The organism is Vibrio sp. 10N.247.310.24 (assembly GCF_041467175.1).
Classification (GTDB): domain Bacteria; phylum Pseudomonadota; class Gammaproteobacteria; order Enterobacterales; family Vibrionaceae; genus Vibrio; species Vibrio tasmaniensis_A.
On record NZ_JBFSUD010000066.1, the window covers coordinates 1 to 25,802 of the forward strand.

The 25,802-nt window shown below is 44.0% G+C and carries 22 protein-coding genes; 4 read left to right on the forward strand and 18 right to left on the reverse strand.

From position 1 onward, the window contains the following. Positions 1-231 precede the first annotated feature (231 nt). The 5 genes from serS to lrp form a co-directional block, all read right to left on the reverse strand. Positions 232-1,539, reverse strand: a complete 1,308-nt coding sequence (serS, locus tag AB6E08_RS17555) for a serine--tRNA ligase (protein ID WP_017101621.1) — start codon at positions 1,537-1,539, stop codon at positions 232-234. Between the two features lie 142 nt (positions 1,540-1,681). After that, positions 1,682-3,037 (reverse strand): replication-associated recombination protein A, encoded by a 1,356-nt coding sequence (locus AB6E08_RS17560; protein WP_017098146.1) that lies wholly within the window; start codon positions 3,035-3,037, stop codon positions 1,682-1,684. Positions 3,038-3,101: 64 nt separating this feature from the next. Then, positions 3,102-3,698 carry an outer membrane lipoprotein chaperone LolA gene (lolA, locus tag AB6E08_RS17565; protein ID WP_029222615.1) on the reverse strand — a complete coding sequence of 199 codons (597 nt, stop codon included), beginning with the start codon at positions 3,696-3,698 and terminating at the stop codon, positions 3,102-3,104. Between the two features lie 75 nt (positions 3,699-3,773). After that, positions 3,774-6,911 (reverse strand): DNA translocase FtsK 4TM domain-containing protein, encoded by a 3,138-nt coding sequence (locus AB6E08_RS17570; RefSeq protein ID WP_372065117.1) that lies wholly within the window; start codon positions 6,909-6,911, stop codon positions 3,774-3,776. Positions 6,912-7,074: 163 nt separating this feature from the next. Then, positions 7,075-7,569, reverse strand: a complete 495-nt coding sequence (gene lrp, locus AB6E08_RS17575) for a leucine-responsive transcriptional regulator Lrp (RefSeq protein WP_004734558.1) — start codon at positions 7,567-7,569, stop codon at positions 7,075-7,077. 156 nt (positions 7,570-7,725) lie between these two features. Between lrp and ald the strand changes: the two genes are divergently transcribed. Further along, positions 7,726-8,850: an alanine dehydrogenase gene (ald, locus tag AB6E08_RS17580; RefSeq protein ID WP_012604392.1), complete on the forward strand. Its 1,125-nt coding sequence runs from the start codon at positions 7,726-7,728 to the stop codon at positions 8,848-8,850. Positions 8,851-9,041: 191 nt separating this feature from the next. Here ald and AB6E08_RS17585 read toward each other — a convergent pair whose 3' ends face one another. Continuing rightward, positions 9,042-10,244 carry a methyltransferase gene (locus AB6E08_RS17585; RefSeq protein ID WP_372065113.1) on the reverse strand — a complete coding sequence of 401 codons (1,203 nt, stop codon included), beginning with the start codon at positions 10,242-10,244 and terminating at the stop codon, positions 9,042-9,044. A 169-nt stretch (positions 10,245-10,413) separates the two neighbouring features. Then, positions 10,414-11,388, reverse strand: a complete 975-nt coding sequence (gene cysB, locus AB6E08_RS17590; RefSeq protein WP_009848858.1) for an HTH-type transcriptional regulator CysB — start codon at positions 11,386-11,388, stop codon at positions 10,414-10,416. A 322-nt stretch (positions 11,389-11,710) separates the two neighbouring features. Here cysB and AB6E08_RS17595 point away from each other — a divergent pair, with 322 nt between their 5' ends. Together AB6E08_RS17595 and miaE are read left to right on the forward strand one after the other, a co-directional pair. Then, on the forward strand, positions 11,711-12,475 hold the full coding sequence (locus AB6E08_RS17595; RefSeq protein ID WP_009848859.1) for a hypothetical protein: 765 nt from the start codon (positions 11,711-11,713) through the stop codon (positions 12,473-12,475). A gap of 98 nt (positions 12,476-12,573) precedes the next feature. After that, the gene (gene miaE, locus AB6E08_RS17600; RefSeq protein ID WP_372065109.1) at positions 12,574-13,368 is read left to right on the forward strand and encodes a tRNA isopentenyl-2-thiomethyl-A-37 hydroxylase MiaE; all 795 of its coding nucleotides are present in this window, start codon (positions 12,574-12,576) and stop codon (positions 13,366-13,368) included. Positions 13,369-13,472: 104 nt separating this feature from the next. Here miaE and pyrF read toward each other — a convergent pair whose 3' ends face one another. The 11 genes from pyrF to AB6E08_RS17655 form a co-directional block, all read right to left on the reverse strand. After that, positions 13,473-14,168, reverse strand: a complete 696-nt coding sequence (gene pyrF, locus AB6E08_RS17605) for an orotidine-5'-phosphate decarboxylase (RefSeq protein ID WP_017089172.1) — start codon at positions 14,166-14,168, stop codon at positions 13,473-13,475. A 122-nt stretch (positions 14,169-14,290) separates the two neighbouring features. Then, positions 14,291-15,466 carry a lipopolysaccharide assembly protein LapB gene (gene lapB / locus AB6E08_RS17610; RefSeq protein WP_086049721.1) on the reverse strand — a complete coding sequence of 392 codons (1,176 nt, stop codon included), beginning with the start codon at positions 15,464-15,466 and terminating at the stop codon, positions 14,291-14,293. A gap of 12 nt (positions 15,467-15,478) precedes the next feature. After that, positions 15,479-15,751 (reverse strand): LapA family protein, encoded by a 273-nt coding sequence (locus AB6E08_RS17615; protein ID WP_012604397.1) that lies wholly within the window; start codon positions 15,749-15,751, stop codon positions 15,479-15,481. 129 nt (positions 15,752-15,880) lie between these two features. Continuing rightward, complete coding sequence (gene ihfB, locus AB6E08_RS17620; RefSeq protein WP_010439923.1) at positions 15,881-16,165, reverse strand: integration host factor subunit beta; 285 nt, start codon at positions 16,163-16,165, stop codon at positions 15,881-15,883. A 121-nt stretch (positions 16,166-16,286) separates the two neighbouring features. Further along, complete coding sequence (rpsA, locus tag AB6E08_RS17625) at positions 16,287-17,957, reverse strand: 30S ribosomal protein S1 (RefSeq protein ID WP_012604398.1); 1,671 nt, start codon at positions 17,955-17,957, stop codon at positions 16,287-16,289. 106 nt (positions 17,958-18,063) lie between these two features. Next, the gene (cmk, locus tag AB6E08_RS17630) at positions 18,064-18,744 is read right to left on the reverse strand and encodes a (d)CMP kinase (protein WP_017104105.1); all 681 of its coding nucleotides are present in this window, start codon (positions 18,742-18,744) and stop codon (positions 18,064-18,066) included. Between the two features lie 278 nt (positions 18,745-19,022). Then, complete coding sequence (gene kdsB, locus AB6E08_RS17635; protein WP_009847141.1) at positions 19,023-19,769, reverse strand: 3-deoxy-manno-octulosonate cytidylyltransferase; 747 nt, start codon at positions 19,767-19,769, stop codon at positions 19,023-19,025. After that, the gene (locus AB6E08_RS17640; RefSeq protein ID WP_004736429.1) at positions 19,769-19,948 is read right to left on the reverse strand and encodes a Trm112 family protein; all 180 of its coding nucleotides are present in this window, start codon (positions 19,946-19,948) and stop codon (positions 19,769-19,771) included. Before AB6E08_RS17640 ends, kdsB begins: the two co-directional genes overlap by 1 nt. Beyond that, on the reverse strand, positions 19,929-20,936 hold the full coding sequence (gene lpxK / locus AB6E08_RS17645; RefSeq protein WP_135381599.1) for a tetraacyldisaccharide 4'-kinase: 1,008 nt from the start codon (positions 20,934-20,936) through the stop codon (positions 19,929-19,931). Before lpxK ends, AB6E08_RS17640 begins: the two co-directional genes overlap by 20 nt. A gap of 14 nt (positions 20,937-20,950) precedes the next feature. Continuing rightward, a complete protein-coding gene (msbA, locus tag AB6E08_RS17650; RefSeq protein WP_009847143.1) occupies positions 20,951-22,699 on the reverse strand; it encodes a lipid A ABC transporter ATP-binding protein/permease MsbA in 1,749 nt (582 codons plus the stop codon). Positions 22,700-22,730: 31 nt separating this feature from the next. Continuing rightward, positions 22,731-24,863 carry a DNA internalization-related competence protein ComEC/Rec2 gene (locus tag AB6E08_RS17655; protein WP_372065122.1) on the reverse strand — a complete coding sequence of 711 codons (2,133 nt, stop codon included), beginning with the start codon at positions 24,861-24,863 and terminating at the stop codon, positions 22,731-22,733. Between the two features lie 215 nt (positions 24,864-25,078). On the opposite strand from AB6E08_RS17655, the gene AB6E08_RS17660 reads away from it, so the two are divergent. Next, positions 25,079-25,591 (forward strand): DUF2062 domain-containing protein, encoded by a 513-nt coding sequence (locus tag AB6E08_RS17660; RefSeq protein ID WP_009847146.1) that lies wholly within the window; start codon positions 25,079-25,081, stop codon positions 25,589-25,591. Positions 25,592-25,802 lie beyond the last annotated feature (211 nt).

A 25,802-nucleotide genomic window follows, 5' to 3' on the forward strand; every position in this document is an offset into this window, starting at 1 on the left:
CATATAGGCTCCTTTCAGAGTCTATATTAGATCATGAATTTAATGGAATTGGTATAAGCAAGCAGACTTGGCCTGGAAACAAGCAAACAATACTTCCGAGGCTGCCTTCTCATATATGTAGCTTCTATTTAAACAACGTCCGCATACAAAAAAGGCTTTGCCATTACAGCAAAGCCTTTTAAATATTCTAACAAGTCAGATTAATCTAAATTTGATTAACCAAAATTGGCATTAGCCGATGTGCGTTACGCCGCCCATGTATGGTTGAAGTACTGTTGGGATAGCAATACGGCCATCTGCTTCTTGGTTGTTCTCAAGAATAGCAACCATAGTACGACCAACAGCAAGACCAGAACCGTTAAGTGTGTGTACAAGTTCAGGTTTCTTCTCGCCTTTACGACGGAAACGAGCTTGCATACGACGCGCTTGGAAATCCCACATGTTTGAACAAGAAGAAATTTCACGGTATGTCTCTTGTGCTGGAACCCAGACTTCTAAGTCGTAAGTTTTCGCAGAACCGAAGCCCATGTCACCCGTACATAGAATCACTTTACGGTAAGGAAGCTCTAGAAGTTGAAGTACTTTCTCAGCGTGACCTGTTAGCTCTTCAAGCGCTGCCATTGAGTCTTCTGGCTTAGTAATTTGTACTAATTCAACTTTGTCGAATTGGTGCATACGGATAAGACCACGAGTGTCACGACCGTAAGAACCCGCTTCAGAACGGAAACATGGAGTGTGAGCTGTCATCTTAAGTGGCAGTTCAGCTTCATCAGTAATCGTGTCACGAACCATGTTCGTTACCGGTACTTCCGCAGTAGGGATAAGCGATAACGTCTTAAGCGGTACATCACTTACTTGCTCAGTTAGCGGGCTTGTGTGGAACAAGTCTTCGCCGAACTTAGGAAGTTGACCAGTACCGTATAGGCTATCGTGGTTCACTAGGTACGGTACGTACATTTCTGTGTAGCCGTGCTCATCAGTGTGAAGGTCCAGCATGAACTGAGCAATAGCACGGTGTAGACGTGCGAATTTGCCTTTCATCACGATAAAACGAGAACCAGAGATTTTAACTGCGCTAGCAAAATCAAGACCGCCAGACATTTCGCCAAGATCCACGTGATCTTTCACTACGAAGTCGTAAGTCTTAGGTTGACCCCAACGAGAAACTTCTACGTTGTCGTCTTCATCTTTACCATCTGGCACTTCTGCGTCAGGTAGGTTAGGAATTGACATTGTGATCGTTTCTAGCTCAGATTGAAGCTCAGCCAATGTTACTTTAGCTTGGTCTAGTTCTGCGCCTAAGTTGCCTACTTCTGCAAGGATACGCTCAGCTTCTTCATGGTCGCCTTTTGCTTTCGCTTGACCAATGGACTTCGATCGAGAGTTACGTAACGCTTGTAGCTCTTCAGTTTTCATCTGAAGGGACTTACGTTTTTCTTCAAGTTCACGAATTGTCTCTACATCAAGGGTGAAGCCTCGACGTGCTAATTTTGCCGCTGTTTCATCCAGCTCAGCTCGAAGTAATTTAGAATCCAGCATTGCTAATCCTATGCTTTAGTTATTTGAATATTCAGTAGATTGCTACTGAATCACTGCTAAACCCCTAAAACTGGTGCTATTTCGACCAATTTGTAACGATTTAATTGAATTTTTATGACTAGGTAACGATATCCAAAAAAGACTACTTTTCATAGCGTTTTTGTGGGCTTTTTGCGTCCAAATCCGCCAGATAATCTAGCTTCTCGCCAATTTTGGTCTCTAAGCCTCGTTTTGTTGGGAAATAGTATTGTGTTTCGCCCATTTCAGGCGGCAAATACTTTTCTCCAGCGGCGTAGGCACCTGGTTCATCATGAGCATAACGGTATTCTTGCCCGTAGCCCATGTCCTTCATCAAAGTTGTGGGTGCATTACGTAAATGATGAGGGACTTCATATTCAGGAAGGTTGTGAGCATCCGTTAAGGCTTGCTTCCAAGCCGTGTAAACAGCGTTACTCTTTGGCGCACACGCTAGATAGACAACCGCCTGCGCAATCGCACGCTCCCCTTCTGCTGGGCCAATACGCGTGAAGCAATCCCAAGCCGACATTGCGACCTGCATTGCTCTTGGATCAGCATTACCAATATCTTCAGAAGCAATCGCCAGCAAGCGTCTTACTATATACAAAGGGTCACAACCCGCTGCAATCATTCGCGCCGACCAATACAACGCAGCATCGGGATTAGAGCCTCGAATCGACTTATGAACGGCGGAGATTAGGTCGTACCAAATATCACCCTTGTTATCGAAACGAGCAACCTTCTCACCAGCCACCTCAGCTAACAACTGCAATGTTATCGCTTTCTCGCCTTTGTCGTTGTCTTCCGCCATGTCATACAGCAGCTCTAGATAGTTGAGCGACATACGTGCATCACCGTTGACCAGCTCCGCAAGACGATCTAATACGTTATCAGCAAAATCAGCCGACACATCACCCAAGCCACGCTGTTTATCTTCAATGGCTTGGCGAATGACGAGGGAGATATCCTCAGTATTAAGCGAAGTCAGTTTGTAGACACGCGCACGTGATAACAAAGCGTTGTTTAACTCAAAAGAAGGGTTTTCTGTGGTCGCGCCGATAAACGTAACCGTGCCATCTTCGATATGAGGTAAGAACGCATCTTGCTGACTTTTATTAAAGCGATGGACTTCGTCCACAAATAGAATCGTTCTACGCCCTGCTTGCTTGTTCTCACGCGCTTTTTCAATGGCGATACGAATGTCTTTTACACCCGAAGTCACTGCTGACACGCGCTCGACTTCTGCATTGGCGTAATTAGCTGCCACTTCTGCCAGCGTGGTTTTACCGGTGCCCGGAGGCCCCCATAAAATCATGGAGTGGATATGGCCCGCCTCCAACGCTCTGCGAAGGGGTTTACCTGGACCTAATATATGCTGCTGGCCGATATACTGTTCAACAGTTTCAGGTCTCATACGAGCAGCAAGGGGACGAAAATCTTCGTCCCCTGCAAAATCTAAGCTGTAATTACTCAATTGCAATCTCTTGATTCGTTGATGGCATCAATGCCTATCGACTTACTACCAAACGATCTGCCAGTTTGGATCAGTTTCTTTGGTCGTCGACCTCGACACCTTCTGGCGCCACAAAAGTAAAGCGGTCAGCAGCAGGTTTACCTAAGTCAACATTGTTAAAGGTAAACTCACCTTTTTGGCCGTCTTGTTCAATCACATTAAAGCCCTGAACAATGCCTTTCTCGGTGATGTTAATCTGGAAATCGCCCTGATTAGAGTCCACAGCCGTTGGCGTTAGCGTAAATTGGTTACCCGTTTGCGCGACGTTGTAGTTGTCCCAATCGCTTTCTTGGTTACGAGTCAGCAATACAAATGGCGTTTGCGATGTGGCTTGTTCTTGCCAGTAAATGCTCACTTGTTCAATGAACGGACTGTAGTACCACAAGCTTTGACCATCAGAGACCAATAGGTTTTCATCAGGGAAAGTCGTTTCCCAACGGAACAAGCTAGGGCGTGCAATCTCTACTGTGCCCTCGCCTTCCATCACAACATCACCGTCAGGGCTGGTGACAACTTGTTTAAAGTCAGCGCTAAAACCTGCATTCAGCGACAAGCGGCTACTCAACTCTTCTTTCGGAGAAGCAAATACTGAGAAGCTCATAAATAAAAGTGCGAATACTTTTTTCATCAATAATCCTGTTAGAACATAAGTCGGTCATGTTTTGGTTTTGACCGACTGAATAGTTATGAGTTCCTATTGGAACTAATCTTTTGGTGGCGCTGGCGCCAAGACTTCTCGGTTACCGTTATGTCCTGGCGCACTGACAATACCTTGAGCTTCTAATTGCTCAACAATTCGTGCGGCACGGTTGTAGCCGATCTTAAATCGACGTTGCACACCAGAAACTGAACCACGACGTGAATGGACAACGTGTTCGACAACTTGATCAAACAGAGGATCGACTTCTTCATCGCCTTCCATTTTCTCACCTGGTAACAGTGTTTCTGGGGTTTGGTCGCCGTTCGTAATCTCTTCAATATAGTTTGGCTTACCGCGTGCTTTCCAGTTATTCACGACCGCGTGTACATCATCATCAGATGCAAATGCGCCGTGTACACGAGTTGTGTGGCTTGAACCCGGTGGCAAGTACAACATATCACCCATACCAAGTAGTGACTCAGCACCACCTTGGTCAAGAATGGTTCGAGAGTCTGTTTTGGTTGATACGGTAAAGGCTACACGTGTCGGGATATTGGCTTTAATAAGACCCGTAATAACATCAACTGAAGGGCGTTGAGTTGCTAAGATCAAGTGAACCCCCGCCGCACGCGCTTTTTGTGCCAAGCGTGCAATCAGTTCTTCAACTTTCTTGCCTACTACCATGATTAAATCGGCGAATTCATCAACGACAACTACGATGTAAGGCAGTTTTTCCAATAATGGTGCTTCAGGGTCCATGCTGTCGCCCGGTTTCCACAGAGGATCATGAATTGGGTGACCCGCTTCCGCAGCCATCTTCAATTTGTCGTTGTAGCCTTTAATGTTACGAACACCAAGTGCCGACATCAGTTTATAACGACGTTCCATTTCGCCAACACACCAACGAAGGGCGTTAGACGCATCTTTCATGTCGGTAACGACTTCAGACAATAGATGTGGAATACCTTCATAGATAGACAATTCCAACATTTTCGGGTCAATCATGATGAAACGAACGTCTTCAGGCGATGCCTTGTAAAGCATACTCAAGATCATCACGTTCACACCCACCGACTTACCAGAACCGGTGGTACCTGCAACCAGTACGTGTGGCATCTTCGATAAATCAGCAATAACCGCTTCACCTGCAATATCTTGTCCTAGAACAACGGTCGTTGGTGACTTCGCTTCTTGGAACTGAGGGCTACCTACCACATCGGAGAAGAATACGGTTTGACGGCTCATGTTCGGCAATTCCAAACCAACATAAGGTTTACCCGGTATTACCTCTACGACCCGCACTGCCAATGCAGAAAGTGAACGCGCTAAGTCCATAGAAAGACCAGAAATACGGCTCACTTTCACGCCAGGAGCCAGATCGAGTTCGAATCGAGTGATGACAGGGCCAGGGAAGATATCAACCACATCTGCCTTTATCTTGTAGTCCGCTAGCTTCGATTCAACAAGACGAGCAATCGCCTCTAGTGCATCGCGGTCAATAAAGGTTTCACGTTTTTCAGGGTGGAACAACAGCTCAAGTGTTGGCAATGGCTCGGCAGGTTTGGGCAAATTCACATCTTGCTGTACCAAGAACGGGTTTTGTGTCGCCGCCATATTCGCTTGCGCTTCAGATACCAGATTTTGGAATGCTGCTACATCTTGGTCTTGGTGCGCAGACTCATCTTCCGAGACCTCCTCCCATGGAAGATCAACAGCAAGCTCTTCAGTTTGTTCGTTAGCTTGCTCAAACTCCGCATTACCTTGTTGGGCAGCTAAAGGCTCTTGTTGCTCAGTATGAACATCTTCAATCGATACCGGTTGGAACACTGAAGCTTGTTCATCTTGCTCTTCCGCCATATCAAACGGAGATGCTTGCACAGAAGAATCGTCTTCGATTGTTTCTTCTGTTTCATCCACTGGCGAAGCATATAAAGATTCAGGCTGAACGTCTTCTGCACCGAGTTCACCCTCGACTTCAGAGGAACTATCCGTTGCTGTTTCAGCACTATCAAAGTCACTATGAGTTGGACTAACTTCTGCTTGTTCGTTTTGCATGTATTGTTGATACGCAACCTGAGATTCATGTGCGTCAACTTGCTCTTGAGCCGCTAGATCATCTTCATACATTGCAGCATTCTCTAGCTGCTCTATCGTTGCATTCAACTGCTTCGAGCGCTCAATGCCCTCTTCCAAAGGCTCTTCTGGCGCTTGGTAAACAGGCGCAGCAGGGATCGGCTCAGGTTCAACTTCAGGTTGACGTTGAATATCAGACACTTCTTGAGCTGAAGCGTCTTGCTTCGCTGGCGCCTCGACAGGCATATGAATATTGTAATGGCGCTTCGGCGACGCGGCACTGTCTAGCGCATTTGTAGCCTCGCCTGAAGACTCATTGGTCGCTGAGAAGCTCATCGCAGGATCTAGTAGATCATGCTCTTTTGATTCTTTGTTATCTTCTAAAGCAGGAACATCACGGTAACTCGGCTCTTGATGACGTTCTTCGATTAAATCGCGGTCTGCCGATTCTGTTAACTGAGGTTCAAGCAGCTCTTGATCTTGGCCGCGCGCCTTATTAACGGCTGACGTAAAGGATTTGATTGCACACTCGCCTAACCATTCAACAATACTTAACCAGGAAATGCCCGTTAATAGGGTAAAGCCAGCTCCCCATAAGAAAAGAAGAACCAACGTACTGCCCAGAACGTTCAGCGTTGGAAGCGCAAGACTTGTTAATACATCACCGACTACACCGCCAGATGAAAAGTACCAAATATCATCGAAGTTGATATCCGCTAAACCACAACTAGTAAGAATAAGGACAGTCAGTCCAAGTAAACGAGTACCCCACAGCATGAAATCGATCTGCTCATCTTCATTACGTTTACGGAATAATACCCACGCAGCAACCGTCACCAAGATAGGTAAAGGATAAGCTAAAGAACCAAACACAAAGAAAAGCGTATCCGCCAACCATGCACCTACGTAGCCTCCTGCATTTTGAATATCACCACCCCAAGCCGTTTGCGACCATGATGGGTCAGCAGGGCTAAAAGTGAATAACGCAACGGCAAGTAGAATAGAGAAGAGAACACCTAGAATTAGGCTGCACTCTTTGAGACGTTGAGAACCACTTAAACGAGGAGACTGAGGCTCTTCACTCGTTTTAATGATTGTTTCTACTTTATTACTGCTCTGCTTGAACATAAACCAACTTAATAATTAAACGGGATAAAAACATCTCGAGCGGCAATAGCCGCTCGTTTCAATGAAACTACTGTTGATTTAACCATATCAAACAGAAAAACCCAATTCCAGAAAGCAAGAAAGCGGAACAAATGTCCGCTTTCTTTCATTTCACCAATTATGATTAACGAGTTTTAATCACAAGTTGATTGGTTTGTTTCACTTCTTCCATTACAACGTAAGTTCGAGTGTCGTTTACGCCTGGTAGACGAAGTAACGTATCACCCAGTAGCTTACGGTAAGCACCCATATCAGATACACGTGTTTTTAGAAGATAGTCAAAATCACCCGACACTAAATGACACTCTTGGATGTCATCCAGTTTCTGCACAGCGGTGTTGAATTGTTCGAACACATCTGGCGCACCACGGTTCAACGTAATTTCAACAAACACTAAAAGTGAAGCATCAAGGTACTGTGGGTTCAGCAATGCTGTGTACCCAGTAATGTAACCTTGACGCTCTAAACGACGAACACGCTCAAGACATGGAGTTGGAGAAAGTCCTACTCGTTTTGAGAGTTCAACGTTTGAGATACGACCGTCTTTTTGCAACTCATTAAGAATGTTGCGGTCAATACGATCTAGTTCCTTGGACGGCTTCTTATAATTGTCTGCCATTTTTTATTCCACCTTATTACTTCCTTGCAAAAAAATATACTACAACTTTTTAATATTCAGTATCAAATTTTACTTAAACATATCTATACTAGATATTAATTCGACAGAATTACCCTACACATAGATAAAACAACCAAAATAAAATGAGGAGTCAGGATGATCATTGGCGTACCTAAGGAAATCAAGAACCACGAATACCGCGTTGGTATGACCCCAGCTAGCGTGAGAGAACTAATCTCACACGGCCACCAAGTTTTTGTAGAAACCAATGCCGGTAATGGTATCGGTTTTTCAGACGATGATTACATCGCTGTAGGCGCATCCATTCTTCCTACTGCTGCTGACGTTTTCGCGAAAGCAGAAATGATTGTAAAGGTTAAAGAACCTCAAGCTGTCGAGCGAGCTATGCTTCGCGAAGGGCAAATATTATTTACCTATTTACACCTTGCACCAGATTTTCCACAAACTGAAGAGCTGATCAAGAGCAAAGCTGTCTGCGTAGCCTATGAGACTGTAACAGATAATATGGGTCGCTTGCCACTATTAGCACCAATGTCTGAAGTCGCTGGTCGCATGTCTATTCAAGCAGGTGCACAAACACTAGAGAAATCTAACGGTGGTTGTGGTCTTCTTCTTGGCGGCGTTCCTGGTGTTGAGCCAGCAAAAGTTGTTGTTGTTGGCGGCGGTGTTGTTGGTGCTAACGCAGCACGTATGGCTGTTGGCCTTCGCGCTGATGTAACCATTCTTGATCGCAACGTAGATACTCTTCGTCGTCTTGATGAAGAATTCCAAGGTCGCGCAAAAGTGGTTTATTCTACTGAAGACGCTATTGAGAAGCATGTTCTAGAAGCTGACCTAGTGATTGGTGCAGTGCTAATCCCAGGCGCAGCCGCTCCTAAACTTGTTACAAAAGATCACATCGCTAAGATGAAGCCAGGTTCAGCGGTTGTTGATGTTGCAATCGACCAAGGTGGTTGTTTTGAAACTTCACATGCAACGACTCACGCCGATCCAACTTACATCGTTGATGACGTAGTTCACTACTGTGTTGCTAACATGCCAGGTGCCGTTGCTCGTACTTCTACTTACGCACTTAACAATGCAACACTTCCTTACATTGTTAAGCTAGCGAACAAAGGTTACCGCGAAGCACTTCTATCTGATGAAGGTTTCCTAGAAGGCCTAAACGTAATCCACGGTAAAGTGACTTGTAAAGAAGTTGCAGAAAGCTTTGACCTAGAATACGTAGCGCCTGCAGAAGCAATCGCGATGTTTAATTAATGATGTAATGGCTAACTGAACGCAATAACCTTCTCGTTGAAGCGTTCAGTTAACTCATACACATTAAACAAAAAGCCAGTACGACATAATGTCGCGCTGGCTTTTTTGTATTTATCACTTTTTTGTATTTATAGCTTTATTTTGCATTCATGATGTTAGATCGTAAAAACACGTACCAGTGCTGTTTACCGCTAACGCTCGATCTTAACCCCATGAATCAATAGGTTTCTTGGCGTTACACTACGTTCGCAGAACTCTTCAATCGAAGCTTGATAACCTTGTTCTTGCAGATAAATGGCACGATCTAAGGCCAACCATATCTCTAAAGGTCTTCTAAAGACTTGTTGAACTAAACTCAGCTTTTCCATTTCCCAGAAAAGCGCTTCGCCTTGAATTAAATAAGAGTCAAAATCAATATCTGAACCCAGCGATATATCTTTCACTTCAGATGCCCAGCAACAAAATGATTCAAAGCCTTCGGATAGCTCCGATTTCTTGATGCTTGGTACAGGAATGTACTCGTCGACACCAAGCTCACCCTTCAGTAGTTGGCTAAAGCCTAATCGGTAACTCATTTCTAACTGACGGTGTCTTTTTACTCTTTCACCACCAGTGACGGTTTCTTGAAGCGGGATTCTTAAGTCGCTCTTGCTCAACGTTAATGCTGAGCTTTTCGCAACGGATGACATCGCTTGGTAGCTTTCATCGCGAATAAGGTGGTAGCAACATGGAGAAATGGTAACTGCAGGAAGCCCGTGTGAAACAGATTTCTTCACTAATTCGACATGAAGGTCACCACAAGCATGAAGAGCAACAGCATGTTGGTTTGAGTTAAACACCCGATCTGCATCTTTTGAAAACGCGTCACCTTGAACAAAGTCCATCTCTAGTTTCTGGTCATCTGCTATCTTTTGTCCGCTTTCACACAACGATTGTTGCCACTCAAAGCTAGTGACCTTTTGATCTGATTGCTGAGATAAGATTCGACCGAGAAAGCCTTTGCCAGAACACCATTCAAGCCACTCTTTACCATGATGCTCTTTTAATGAAGCCTCTCCCATCGCGACGATTTGTTGCAGCTTTCTGCCGGGGATACCATCGGCAGTACCGCGCGGAAGATCAAGCCCAACTAAAGCCGAATTATCAAACTGGGTGTGTTGATTGGCATTCTCTAACTCTGGGAGAAAACGCATAAATTCCGAAATCAGAACTTGAGGCTGTTCTTTTAGCGTTTGAATGCGTTCAATACTCAAGCCATCTAACCAATCGACAAGTGGAAGGTTCACGTCTGTCCATGGCTGATCGTGAGTTTGGCATAGGTGAAAAGGCTCTGAACGCCAGTAAATCTGGTGCTCTAGCAAAAATGAATCGAGTATTTTGAATCGTGAATGCATGCTTCCCCCTATGGTGCGATGATTGTAGGGGTAAGAGGCCTAAATGGAAAGGAAGGTTACAAATTGAGGTTGTATAAAGACAACCTACCAGCAATAAAACCACAAATGAGCTTAAATGAAAACGGCCTGTAAACAGGCCGAATTGGGAATCTAGGTAAGACTATGACCCTTAGCGAACGGGTAAGTCGATGTCTTTAAACATCTCTTCGATCTCTTCATTCGATTTCAAAGAAATAGCTTGCTCAACTACTGGGCGAGTTAAGTGCGGTGCAAAACGCTCCATGAAATCGAACATGTAAGAACGTAAGAAAGTACCCTTTCTAAAGCCAATACTTGTGGTACTCGCACCAAACAAGTGGCTCGCGTCAATAGCAACTAAGTCTGTATCTTGCTCGTGGTCAATCGCCATGCTTGCAATTACACCCACCCCGATTCCCATCCGAACATAAGTTTTAATCACATCAGCATCCGTCGCGGTAAACACAACACGCGGTGTTAAGCCTACTTTGTTAAATGCTGTATCCAGCTCGGAACGGCCAGTAAAACCAAATACATAAGTCACGAGAGAATAAGCGGCAAGATCTTCAATCGAGATATTTCGTTTCTGTGCAAGAGGGTGATCTTTCGTTACCACGATCGAACGGTTCCAATGATAACAAGGCAGCATAATTGCATCTTGATAAAGGTGTAGCGCTTCCGTTGCAATCGCAAAGTTCGCTGTACCCTTAGCTACCGCTTCTGACATCTGGCTTGGCGTGCCTTGATGCATGTGAAGCGACACTTTTGGATAACGCGCCGTGAAACCTTTAATCACATCAGGGAGTGCATAACGAGCTTGAGTATGAGTGGTTGAAATATTCAATGTGCCCATCTCAGGATGAGTGTGCTCACCCGCAACCGCTTTAATACTCTCAACACGAGCCAAAATCTCTTGAGAGATACGAATAATATCCTCACCGGCTTGTGTAACCTGAGTTAAATGCTTACCGCTACGCTCAAATATTTGAATGCCTAGCTCATCTTCAAGTAATCTAACCTGTTTACTTATGCCGGGCTGAGATGTGTACAAACTCTCTGCTGTCGCTGAAACATTTAGGTTATGGTTTAGAACCTCAACAATGTACTTCAGTTGCTGTAACTTCATATCTAACCTCGTAATCCTTTACTCATTTCTGCGCTAACTTATTTGCAAATAGAGCGTTATAGTCTCGTGTAATATAATTAATAGTTATAACGCTTCGAGAACTAAAATGACAGAAATATCGAGCTTTTAAAGCGTAACAAATAAAAATATCACTGACGCTTTGTAAGCCACTCCTCATTCTCACACATTAGTTAGTAAATTTTGATTGCCGATTGCGCTCAACAAGAGATAATCAAAAATTGTAATTTACAAGTGCCTATACACAATGGAATCGTGTATCCTCTCTAGTTAGCTATAGAAAACAATAAGCAGACACAAATATATGAATATTGGTTTAATAATCGCCTTGGTAGCCGTGCTTTTGGTGTTGGTTTTAGGCTACAACATCATGCTTCAATACAAAGTTAAGGTAGAAACAACGAAGAAACAGGAAGCTTCTCGTTATCTAACCATTATAGATGGAACAGAAGAGTTAATTGGCAATGCTCATCACATGCCGTTTAGCCAAGATCTTCTTATATGCTTAAACAATCGAATTCTTGATGCATTAGTTAATATGTATGAACTCGATCCTAAAAATAAGCAGCTTGCCCAACGCATCGAAAGCGTAAAGCAACAAATCACTCAGCTTAAAGAGAACCACCAAGGGGGCGAAAGCACCGCTTTTCGCATGCCTAGTAGTGACAAACAAGCAATTATGATGCTTAAGCTAGTTAAACGCTTGCGTGACACGGTTCGTAACGAGCACAATAAAGGACGTTTTAATACTCAAGCTTTTGTGGTTGAAAACGCTCGCTTAGAAACAATCCAAATTCGCATCAACATCGAGAATGTTATCAAACGTGCAAATGACTCGATATCTCGTGGACAGCCTGGCACAGCGATTCAACTGTTGCGCAAAGGCATCGATGCATTAGCCACTAAAAACGACGCATACTCCAATCAAGCGAAAGACAAGCTACAACAGATGCTTGACGATCTTGATCAGAAGCGCCTAAATAAAAACGCAGAAGATTTACAGCAGATGGAATCGAAAGAGCGTGAAGATGACATGGATGCTTTATTCGGTCAGAAGAAAAAATGGTAACGCTCTAACTCAACACTTAAAGGCCGCTCTATTTAAATTAGCGGCCTTTTTTGTACCTGTGGAATTTCCTTTCTCCGTATAGGGGGATCTCTTAAGCTGTGATAAAATCCCGCATTATCAACAAACTTGCCCTTACCATGTATCAAGAATTATTAGCCCCTATACACTCTTTTCTTAAAGCTGAAACGCCAGATTCATGGATAGATGAAGCCAAGAAGCCTGAAAACCTTCATATCATTCTACGCGATCACATGCTTTGTGAACTTAAAGCAGCTCAAAGTGCTTTGTTCCTTATCCGTAAATATGCGGTAGATAAAGAAAGCGCGAAGCAACTGAATGAGTGGATTTTGCCCTACGAGCAATTTGCTTACCGTCGTATTGGAGACTTGGAGTCTCTACGTGGTAAAAGTAATGTATCAAAGCAAATTACAGCGAAAGAAGGCTGTAATTACGGTGCTGACTTGATCGATAAAATGGTATTGCTGATCAAAGAAGAGCTGCATCACTTCTACCAAGTGATGGAATTGATGGTAAAAAAAGGCGTGACTTATCAACCGATCGAGGCGGGCCGCTACGCTAAAGGTTTAATCAAGCAAGTTAAAACTTACGAACCTGATGCTCTGGTTGATAAGCTTATTATTGGTGCATTTATTGAAGCTCGCTCTTGTGAACGCTTTGCTAAACTGGCTCCTTTCTTAGAAGAAGACATGGAAAAGTTTTACGTATCTCTACTTCGTTCAGAAGCTCGTCACTATCAAGACTATCTTGAACTCGCAGAACAAATCGCCGGTAAAGATATCTCTGAGCGTATTGCTCATTTTGCGCAAGTTGAAGCAGAACTTATCACTTCTTCAGACAGCGACTTTAAGTTTCATAGTGGCGCTCCGGTTTAAGCTACCCACTGAAAATTCAGTCCAGTTTAGACTAATCCAGACTAAAAAATTAAGGCCAGCAATTTGCTGGCCTTCTTTATTGGAATTACGACTTAATGATAAGCTTAAGCTAGCGTGCCGTTGATTTCAGCAAGTACTGCTGCAGGGTCCGCTGCTTGAGTAATTGGACGACCGATAACTAAGTAGTCTGAGCCGGCTTGAATCGCCTTAGAAGGCGTCATTATACGCTTCTGGTCACCAACATCAGCGCCTACAGGACGAATACCTGGAGTAACTAGCTTGAACTCCTGACCAAGTGCACCTTTGAGCAAAGAAGCCTCTTGTGCAGAACATACAACACCGTCTAGGCCTGAGTTTTTAGTCAAAGACGCTAAGCGCATCACTTGTTGCTGTGGCTCTAGATCCAGACCGATACCCGCTAGGTCAGATTGCTCCATACTGGTTAGTACCGTCACACCAATTAACAATGGACGATCTTTACCATATGGTTCCAAAATTTCACGAGAAGCCGTCATCATACGCTCGCCACCGCTCGCGTGTACGTTCACCATCCACACGCCCATCTCAGCGGCAGCACGTACCGCTTTTGAACATGTGTTCGGGATATCGTGGAACTTAAGGTCCAAAAACACAGAGAAACCACGTTTATGTAATTCACGAACAAATTCAGGGCCAAACAGAGTAAACATCTCTTTGCCAACTTTTAGGCGGCAAGATGCTGGGTCAATACGATCGACAAAGGCTAACGCATCCGCTTGGTTATCATAATCCAATGCTACAATGATTTTTTGGTCGTTCATTTCATCTCCTAACGCAGTTAACTTTCTACAAAATATTTATACCAATCAGGCCATAAATAACAGTCATAAAAATGCAGCCCGAAAGCTGCAATTAATAATTTGGTCTTAAAATGACCACAAATCTATTCACCATCAAGCCCACGAATAGGCTTGATCGTTCCCCACCCCTTACATGAAGGGCAGTGCCAATACATTGAGTGAGTTGAGAAACCACACTGACGGCATCGGTAATGAGGCTTAACCTTGAGTTGTTCACCAACCATAGATTGAAGCGTTGTTAAGCTGTCTTTAGCTCTACCTTCTTCCGCTTCCTCTAGGTGATAATCAATTAATCGATAAAAACCTTTCATGGTTGGGTTTTTAACAAGTTGCTTTGTCAGTAGCTCTTGAGCAGAGCCAACATCTTCATGGTCGGCAACGAGTTGAGCCAGCATCAACTCAGCGGAAACACCGGCTTTCTTCTGAATACACGCTTTAAGGAACTCGACCAACTGCGCTTCTTGTCCAAGTTTGTGGTAACACTCAGCAAGCGTTGGCAGGACTTCGCTAATGAAGTCGATATCTTGATCGAGAACTGACTCTAAATAAGTAATTGTCTTGTGATAATCTTCATTGGCTAAATGGAATTTTCCTAAAGCAATACTGGCTCGAACACATTTAGGGTCTTCTGAAAGGGCCTTCTTGAAGTGCTGAAGCGCTTTAGGGCGGTTGCCGTCGGCTTGTTCTTGCATCGCAAGTTCACACCAGAAGTGTGCAACCATCGCACGCGTCTTCATTTTCTTCTTGCTCAGCTTAACTAAGATATTCCCGTAATGAATCGCTTTATTCCACTCACGCGTTTGCTGATAAATGGCAACCAACTGCTGTAAAGCGCCTTCTTTATGATCAGGCTCTTCTACAAGCTGTTCAAAAATTTTCTCTGCGCGATCAAGAAAGCCTGAGACCGTATAGTCTTTAGCTAATTGTTGCAATGCGAGGTTTTTTTGATCGAGGGTAAGCCCAGACCGAGAGATAAGATTTTGGTGAATACGAATAGCGCGGTCGACTTCGCCTCTTGAGCGGAACAAGTTGCCCAAAGCCAAGTGAGTATCGATGGTTTCATTGTCTACTTGAAGTAACTCAATGAAGTGATCAACCGCTTTGTCAGATTGATCTGACAGTAATAGGTTCAAACCCGTCACGTATTGGCGGGAGATCTGGTGTGATTGCTTTTGTTTTTCTTGCTGAGCATTACGATTACCCATATACCAACCATAAGCGGCTGCGATGGGCAAAAGTAAGAACAGTAACTCTAACATCAAATATGGCCTTTAAGCTTTAGTTTCAGCAGCGACCTGCTTTGATTGCTTATTGAGTTGCTTCTTCAAGCGATGAATTTTTAGTTGAGATCGCATGTGCATATTTCCAAAGACTAACCAAGCAAGAGCAAAACCTGAAACGAATACAACACCTAGCAAGCTTGACAGGTGGAAGTCACCTTGCGCTAGCAAATAATTGAAATTCACAATTGTTTGGTTTTGAGAGCCTAAAGCCAGTGCCATTAGGAAAAGTGCGATAACAGCGACTATTTTTATAATTTTCATAGTTCATCACTCATTGATTAGTTAGCTGTACGATTATGCAGGAAAATTACTAATCAGACCACCATATTATGGTCATAAAAAAGCGGCATACATTATAGTATGCCGCTTTTCTTAATTCCGATAAGTAGTCTACAACCCTGAGTTTACTCGCTCGCGTAGCTCTTTACCTGGTTTGAAGTGAGGAACGTATTTACCTTCCAACTCAACCTTGTCACCAGTTTTAGGATTACGTCCAACACGAGGTTCACGGTAATGCAGAGAAAAGCTGCCAAAGCCGCGAATTTCGATTCGATCACCACTTTCTAGTGTTGAAGCCATGTGCTCTAAAATGTCTTTTACAGCGTCTTCAATTTCTTTTGCAGAAAGATGCGTTTGCTCAGCGCACAGTCTTTCAATCAATTCAGACTTAGTCATAGTTACCCTCGTTGGTTTTCTTTTTAGAAATTATAGACCTATAGGAAAAATAAGCAAAAAAAAAGGAGCCTTACGGCTCCTTTCTTGGCTAGATAGCTATAATTCTCTTAATGAGAAGCTATTATTCGCCTTTAGCAGCTTTGAATGCGTCTGCCATTGCGTTACCGAACGCGCCTTCATCAGACTTGTTCAGTGAAGCCATTGCTTCTTGCTCATCAGCTTCATCTTTAGCTTTGATAGATAGGTTGATTACGCGGTTCTTACGGTCTACACCAGTGAACTTCGCTTCAACGCTGTCGCCAACGCTTAGGATTAGAGATGCATCTTCGATACGGTCACGAGAAACTTCAGAAGCACGTAGGTAGCCTTCAACGCCTTCGATTAGCTCGATAGTAGCGCCTTTAGCGTCAACTGCAGTTACAGTACCGTTTACAAGAACACCTTTCTTGTTGTCAGCAACGTATGCGTTGAACGGGTCGTTTTCCATTTGCTTAACGCCAAGAGAAATACGCTCACGCTCTGCATCTACTGCTAGAACAACAGCAGAGATTTCGTCGCCTTTCTTGTATTCACGTACAGCTTCTTCGCCGGCAGCGTTCCAAGAAATGTCAGATAGGTGTACAAGACCGTCGATACCGCCTTCTAGACCGATGAAGATACCAAAGTCAGTGATAGACTTGATCTTACCAGTAACTTTGTCGCCCTTAGCTTGCATTTCTGCAAATGACTGCCATGGGTTAGCTTTACACTGTTTCAGACCTAGAGAGATACGACGACGTTCTTCGTCGATATCAAGAACCATAACCTCAACTTCGTCGCCAACATTAACAACTTTAGAAGGGTGGATGTTCTTGTTAGTCCAATCCATTTCAGAAACGTGTACTAGACCTTCAACGCCTTCTTCGATTTCAACGAAGCAGCCGTAGTCAGTTAGGTTTGTAACACGACCAGAAAGCTTGTGACCTTCTGGGTAACGCTTAGCGATTGCTACCCATGGATCTTCGCCTAGTTGCTTAAGACCTAGTGAAACACGAGTGCGCTCACGATCGAACTTAAGAACTTTAACTAGGATTTCGTCACCAACGTTAACGATCTCTGATGGGTGCTTAACGCGCTTCCAAGCCATATCTGTGATATGTAGAAGACCGTCAACACCGCCAAGATCAACGAATGCACCGTAGTCAGTAAGGTTCTTAACGATACCTTTAACTTCAGTACCTTCTTGTAGAGTTTCAAGAAGTTCGTCACGCTCAACACTGTTTTCAGATTCGATAACAGCACGACGAGAAACAACAACGTTGTTACGCTTCTGGTCTAGCTTGATTACTTTGAACTCTAGCTCTTTGTTTTCTAGGTGAGCAGTGTCACGGATAGGACGTACGTCTACTAGAGAACCTGGAAGGAAAGCACGGATACCGTTAAGTTCAACAGTGAAACCGCCTTTAACTTTACCGTTGATGATACCAACAACAGTTTCAGCTTCTTCACAAGCTTTCTCAAGTACGATCCAAGCTTCGTGACGCTTAGCTTTCTCACGAGAAAGTTGAGTTTCACCGAAACCATCTTCAACAGCGTCTAGAGCTACGTCTACTTCAGCACCAACTTCAACTTCAAGTTCGCCAGCAGCGTTCTTGAATTGTTCAGCAGGGATAGCAGATTCAGACTTAAGACCAGCGTCTACAAGAACGTAACCGTTCTCGATAGCTACTACAGTACCTTTAACGATGCTGCCTTGTTGGAATTCAGTTTCAGATAGAAACTCTTCAAAGAGTTGAGCAAAAGATTCAGTCATTATTTAATCTTCAATAATTAAACGTCCATGGGTATCCTACCGCATGGGGTTGATAAATTCGCCGGTCATCATCCTTGCGACCAACGTTCGTACTAGCTCGGCGAAATTACCCAGCCAGTTTCGATTCAATATAGTGTAGTGCTTTTTCGACTACCTGCTCAATATTCATTGAGGTGGAATCAAGCACTAGAGCATCCTCTGCAGGGCGAAGTGGCGCCACTGGGCGATTACGATCTCGATCGTCTCGCTCTTGGATCTCGCTCAAAAGGTCGTCAAATTTAACATCTAACCCCTTCTGTTGCAACTGTTTAAGGCGGCGACTCGCGCGCTCTTCAGCACTCGCATCTAAAAATATTTTCGCTTCCGCTTCAGGAAACACAACCGTTCCCATGTCACGACCGTCTGCAACTAAACCAGGAGCTGCGCTAAAAGCACGTTGACGACGTAACAGTGCTTCACGAACGCGAGGTAAAGCAGCGACTTTTGAAGCCGCCATGCCCGTCTCTTCTTTACGAAGTTCACCAGACACATCTTCGCCTTCTAAGATAACCTTCACTAGCTCACCCTCAGCGATAAACTGAACATCTAAGTGAGTTGCAAGCGGTACTAAAGCATCTTCTGATTCAGTATCCACGCCATGGTGAATTGCCGCTAAAGCCAATACGCGATAGATCGCGCCTGAGTCTAGAAGATGAAAGCCTAGCTTATCTGCTAGTAACATACACAGGGTACCTTTACCTGCACCACTTGGTCCATCAACCGTAATCACTGGGCTTTGAGAAGGCATCTTTTACTCCACGTTTTGTCGTAAGTTTTATTCTGTACTAGCGATTCGCCACTACTTTATAGGCGGCATATTATAGAGAAAATTTGCAAGTCGAGCGAGGTAAATCTCAGATAATTCCGGGGTGATGCTACAGAAACCAATGCAACCAACTCAATATCCGTTAACTTAGATAAATAAGGCTGTCACTCGCTTCTCTTTAGGCATAAAAAAGCCTCGCGATAAGCAAGGCTCATGATTTTGCATTTTTGTAGAGCAAAGAAGTAGTCGCTAAAAGACGCTTAGCCAATAATAGCTCGAACCGCTTCTAGGTCTTCTGGCGTATCAACACCAGCTGCAGGTGCTTCTGCCGCAACGTCTACATGGATTTTTTCACCGTACCAAAGTACACGTAGCTGCTCTAGGCACTCAATACGCTCAAGGGTACTTGGTTCCCAATTGATATAGGTATTAATAAAACCCGCACGGTAAGCGTAAATGCCAATGTGACGAAGCAGTGGAGATTCAGCAGCTGTACCATTGTTCGCGTAAGCATCGCGATCCCAAGGAATAGTAGCTCGGCTAAAGTACAGGGCATACCCATCTTTGTCGGTCACAACTTTTACGGCGTTAGGATTAAACACTTCGTCAGCATGAGTAATTTCCACACCGAGTGTTGCCATCGGAGCTGTACTGTTCGCAAGGTTGTTCGCGACCTGATTAATGATCGCAGGTGGGATAAGTGGCTCATCACCTTGAACATTCACGATAATATGATCATCTGGAATCTTCATAACTTCAATCACTTCAGCGAGACGCTCAGTGCCTGATTCATGATTCGGTGATGTCATACAAACGGTCGCGCCAAATGCTTTGGCCGCTTTTTCAACTCGAGCGTCGTCGGTAGCGATAATAACGTTATCGGCACCCGCCTTCATTGACTGTTCGTATACCCATTGAATCATCGGCTTGCCACCAATGTCAGCAAGTGGCTTCCCTGGTAAACGGCTCGATTGGTATCTTGCAGGTATAACAACCGTATAAGACATTACTTACCCTCATCCATTGAAACGGTGCGAGCTTCAGGTTCCAAAAGAACAGGAATACCCTCTTTAATTGGGTAAGCAAGGCGATCAATTTTACAAACAAGCTCTTGCTTATCCTTGTCAAAAGTTAGTTTACCTTTACATACAGGGCAAGCAACGATCTCAAGCAGACGGTGATCCATAGTATTCCATAACCTCTTTTATTCTTTTTAAAATTTGCTGTTGCGAATCTTCATCAAACTGCGCAGAAACTGGAAGATACCACCAGTTATCTTGCGCATATTCTTCGCATTTTACAGCGTCTTTTTCTGTCATAATCATATTCATACCTTTTTTTGCTAAGGCATGAAGTTCATCTTTATCAAAATCTTGATGGTCGGCGAAGCCCTGCGTATAAACCACATCACCATCAAGATTTTCCAATGTTTTAAAAAAGCGTGGTGGGTGACCGATACCAGCAAAAGCCACCAGCTTCTGTAATTCTGCCACAGACCTTTTCTGACCCGTCTTCAGGTTAACCGCTTGGCTTGGAAGTAAAGACATCGAGAACTCTCGCCCGTGCGCTTTACCGCCATTATTAACCAAAAAGTCTACGTCATCTAAACGAGATATAGGCTCTCTTAATGGGCCCAAAGGAATTAGACACTCACTACCAAAGCGTCTCGCACCGTCGATAACAGCAAATTCAATATCGCGTTCAAGTGCATAATGCTGAAGGCCGTCGTCAGTGATGATGACATTAACCCCTTCGCTCAGCAAAGCCTTTACTGCGTTTGCGCGCACAGGGTCAACCGCTACAGGCGCACCAGTTCGCTTACGAATCAAACGAGGCTCATCACCAGAGTGCTCTGCTGGCGTGTTTTCATCCAACACTAACGGATAGTTTGGTGCTTTCGCCCCATAACCTCGAGAAACAACACCTGGCTTAAAACCATGAGCCTGAAGCATCTCTACCAACCAAATCACAACCGGTGTTTTGCCATTGCCGCCAGCGGTAATATTACCAACAACAATCACGGGTAAAGGCGGGCGATAGGTCTCTTTTTTCCCCGATAGATAAGCATCACGACGTTGACCGCTGATCATTTTGAATAGCAGACTCAATGGCCACAATAGCGGCCAGAGAAAGTATTTTAATGGGTGATTGTTAAACCAAATTTTTTCGATCACAACAAGACCTAATCTTATCCGCTGAACTGAATTCGGTGTAGTTGTGCATAAGCGCCATCAAGGGCGATGAGCTCGGCATGTGCACCTCTTTCTACAATATGCCCATCATCAACCACTAGAATCTCATCAGCTTGCTCGATAGTAGATAGTCGGTGTGCGATAACAAGTACTGTTTTGTCTTTCTGCAGCTCTTCTAACGCAGATTGAATCGCTCTTTCTGACTCGGTATCCAATGCAGATGTCGCCTCATCAAGGATCAGAACAGGTGCATCTCTCAATAGAGCACGTGCAATCGCGATACGCTGTCTTTGACCGCCAGACAGGCTCGCGCCATTTTCGCCAACAACCGTATCGATGCCATTTTCCATGCCTTCGATAAACTCGCTTGCATGCGCAAGTTTAGCCGCGTGTTCGATCTGTTCACGTGAATACTGTTCTTCAGCTGCGTAAGCGATGTTGTTCGCAACCGTATCGTTAAATAGGTGCACATTCTGGGAAACAAGAGCGAAGTGCTCACGTAGATTTCTTAATTCATAATCACGAATGTCGTGACCATCAAGCTCAATAGAGCCAGAGTCTACGTCATAAAAACGAGTAAACAGGTTCGCAATGGTGCTCTTACCCGAACCTGAACGGCCGACAAGTGCGACTGTCTTGCCTTTCGGTATATTAAAACTGACCTTATCAAGCGCTGCTTTCTCTGCTCCCTGGTAAGTAAATGTCACATCTTTTACTTCAACTTCACCCGCTACGGTTTCAGGCTTCAACGTACCTTTATTTTGTTCCGTATCTAGATCCATCAAACCAAATAGGGTCGTACTCGCTGCCATACCACGTTGGAATTCAGACGTTACATTAGTCAGAGCTTTTAGTGGGCGTAGTAAACCAAACATCGCCGAGAACACAACAGTGAACGTACCAGGAGTAAGCTCTGCTTTAATTGAATCAACACTAGCAAGAAATAGAACAACTACGATTGCAAGTGATGCAATCATCTGAATAATTGGGTTAGCGGCCGCTTGAGCAGTGATTAGCTTCATGCTTTGTTGGCGCATTTGGTTACTAACTTGGTCAAAGCGGTGTTTTTCTAGATCTTGTCCGCCATACGTTAGAACGACTTTATGTCCTTTCAGCATTTGTTCTGCAGAAGAAGCGACGTGACCCATACTGGTTTGCATGTTCTTAGAGATCTTTCTGAATCGCTTCGATACGATACTGATTGCCCACGCGACAAGAGGGGCGACAGCGAACAACACCAAAGACAACTGCCAACTATTCCAGAACATCAGCGTCAACAGGCCAATAATACTTGCACCTTCACGGACAATACTGACTAATGCTTTACTGGTTGCCGCAGAGACTTGCTCTGAATCGTAAGTAATTCGAGATAGCAGCGCACCAGTCTGTTCTTTATCAAAAAAAGAAACTGGCATATGCATAAAATGGCTGAATATTTTACGTCGAATTTCCATGACCACATTGCCTGAAACCCAGCTCAAACAATAAGTTGAAACAAAGCCACTGATGCCACGAACGAACATCATGACAAAGATAATGAGAGGGAGCGTACGTAAAAAGTCAGATTCTGCATTACCAAAGCCTTCATCAAGTAACGGCTTTAGTAAGGAAATCATGTAGGTATCAGTGACAGCATTTATAATAAGCGCAATAACCGCAACACCAAGGCCGGCCTTATATAGTCGAATATAAGTCCAAAGTCTTTTAAATGTGACCCAGGTAGTTTCATCTGTTTGTGTTGACATAGAATCGCTTAATTTTCTCACAATAATCTTCCTATTCTACTCCCTTACGAAGCATCTGCCTATACCACTGTCTGCCTTGTTGTTCTCTAATCTCATGATATTGCCAACCTTCTTGACCAATACTGATGGTTATTTGGCCGCTTTCTCCAGTATCAAGCCAAGCACTCCCTGCGTCGTGATAACGTTCAATAACGGATTCACTCGGCATCCCCCATTGATTGCCTTTGGCCAAAGAAGCGATCGCTAACTGAGGTGAAACGGCCTCAATAAAACTGGCGATCGAAGACGTATTGCTACCATGATGAGGAACAAGCATTACGTCACTTCGAAGCCGTTCGCCTTCGCGTGCAAGTAACCACTCACTGACCAATTCAATATCACCAGTAAGTAACATCGAGAACTCTAGAGCGGGGTCAAAAAGCCTGACTACGCACGAATGTGGGTTATACGCCCTCTTCACTTGTTTGGGAGGCCACAAGACCTCAAAAGCAACCCCTTGCCAAGTCCATACTTCTCCTAAAATACATGCTTGAATATTTGACGATTCTTGAATCGTAGATTGTCCTTGTTGACTGATATTCTGACTGGCTCTTACCCACTTAGGGTTGTAATTTTCAAGTAACGACGGATAGCCACCAGCGTGGTCAGAATCGAAATGACTCACTATTACACCCTCCAACTCATGAATTCCCCTCTGATTCAAAGTAGGAATAAGTAAGGATTCGACAATGGAACCTCCTGGCCATGCGTTACCAAGATCGTAAAGAACAATCTGATTGTTCTTTTCTAAGAGCAAAGACAACCCGTGACCAACATCCAAGATATCGATAATTAGTTTGTCTTGTTGAGGCTTGCCGAACTCCCACCACAGTACAAACACGGTAATAATAAATATAGATAGTGCTCGCTTGAAATATCGACTGACAAAACCGAAAAACAAGATGAGGAATACAGACAACTCAATCGTGTGATTATCCACTTGAAACCAAAATCGTTCAGAGAAAGGAAGACTAAATACGAGAGGCTCAAGCGATAAGTCGACCAACATCCATAATTGTTCAGACAAACCATTGTTGAATGTAGTTAAGCCAACGCCACCTGATACTGGCGCCAATATTAAGCTAAAGAACATTGCCAGGAACAATAGTGGAATAACCACCATCGACACCCAAGGTAAAAGGAGCAAGTTGTAGAAAACAGAGACTAAGCTGACCCCATTAAAGAACAGCATCGAAAAGGGAGCAATCAGGAATGTCAGCATTAACTGAATCTTGAAGAGCTGCAGTGCTCGCTCGATAAATGTTGAGTTTGAATCGGATGACTGACTATTTAACGCAATGTAAAGAACGGCACCTAACGCACCAAAAGACAACCAGAAGCTACTCGATAATGCTGAAAATGGCCAAATTAGCAGAACCACGCACAGACTTAAGGCGACATACCGAAACAAACTGATATTTTGCCCACGCCACAAGAAATAGCTGGCGATAATACACATCACCAAAGCTCTCAAGGTGGGCAGCGTGAACCCAGCAAACCAACTGTAGAAATAGGCTAAGCCGACTCCGAATATTGTGGGCAACCAAAGAAGTGAAGATGATAGTAACCTGAATACCTTTCCTACTTGATAGCCGATACCAAAGGCAATCCCAATATGCAGCCCCGAAATAGCCATCAAGTGAATCAAACCACTGCTTTTAAGTAAGTCCCAACGCTGAGAGTGAATAAGGTCTCGATAACCAAAACTCAAAGCCATAATGAGGTCTTGATTTGCCAGTTGACTTAACCTTTCAAGACTGTTTTCAAACCAATAGGACCGTAAGTTGCTATTGGTATGAATGCGATACTTTGTATTAGATCTGTAAATTGCATTGGCAACCACACCTGCGCTAAACAGATACTTTTCTAAATCAAAGCCTGCTTCATTGAGTTTGCCCCATACAGGCTTTATATACACAGATAAATTGACATCATCTCCGAGTGTTAACTTAAAAGGTGTAAACAAACGTAATTTTATTAATTGAGGAAAGATTAATTTTTCGCCGCCAATTGATCTAGCTACTATTACGCTTTCAAAACCGTGGCTATTTTCACTAAAAAGGCTAACAACCGAAGCATTTATGGTAGTATTCTGCCCTGATTGAAATAAGCGACTCGTTTGTATTTCAATTACATTCCCTAGGCAGATAACTAGTATCAATGCTGTTGCTAGACCTCTTGCACTCCGGAAAACGCTATACTTTGTTGATGCTAGTAGTAACAACAGCATCAATGGTGCCCAAACCCAATGAGGCATCACAGGCCAGAAGCTGGCAGACACAACTGTCGCAGCAAATGAAATCAAGAACCAAGTGTTAAACAAGAGAGTAGCTTCCTCCTATGCCAAGAAAGTTTATCAAACGATTTATGCCTGACCATGAGCTAATCAAGCGTCAGAAAGCATTGAAAGTTTTTGGCAATGTTTTGTACAACCCCAACTTATGGTGTCTTAATCGTCGCTCTGCGGCTGGCGCATTCGCTGTTGGGTTATTCATGGCGTTTGTCCCTCTACCAAGCCAAATGATTATGTCTGCAGGCCTTGCTGTCGCATGTGGCGTTAACCTACCTTTGGCTGTCGCACTTGTTTGGATCAGTAACCCGGTCACTATGCCCGTTCTCTTCTACTTTGCTTATAAAGTCGGGGCGTTTGTTATGCATGTACCACCTCAAGCCTTCCATTTCGAATTGTCTTGGGACTTCATCTTGGCGCAAATGAATACAATCGGGCCTCCTTTCTTACTGGGTTGCCTGATTTGTGGCGTGGTTTCAGCAATGATTGGCTACTTTGGTATTCGCGGGTTATGGCGTTACTCAGTAGTAAGAAGTTGGAAGAAGCGTCAAGCAAGGTACTGACAACTTTTCCTTGTCGTTCAATCTATCCTTGTATGCGCTTCACTTAAACCGCACACAAGTTAAAGTCAGATGAACCGCAGAACTCTGCAATATTGGGATGTAACCACAGTCGTAAAGAATGCAGATTGAATTCAAAAAAAAGGATCCCATCAGGGATAATGCCGATCAGTTAAAGCCAAAGTGATCGGTTGAAGGATCCTTCCGAGCTGTC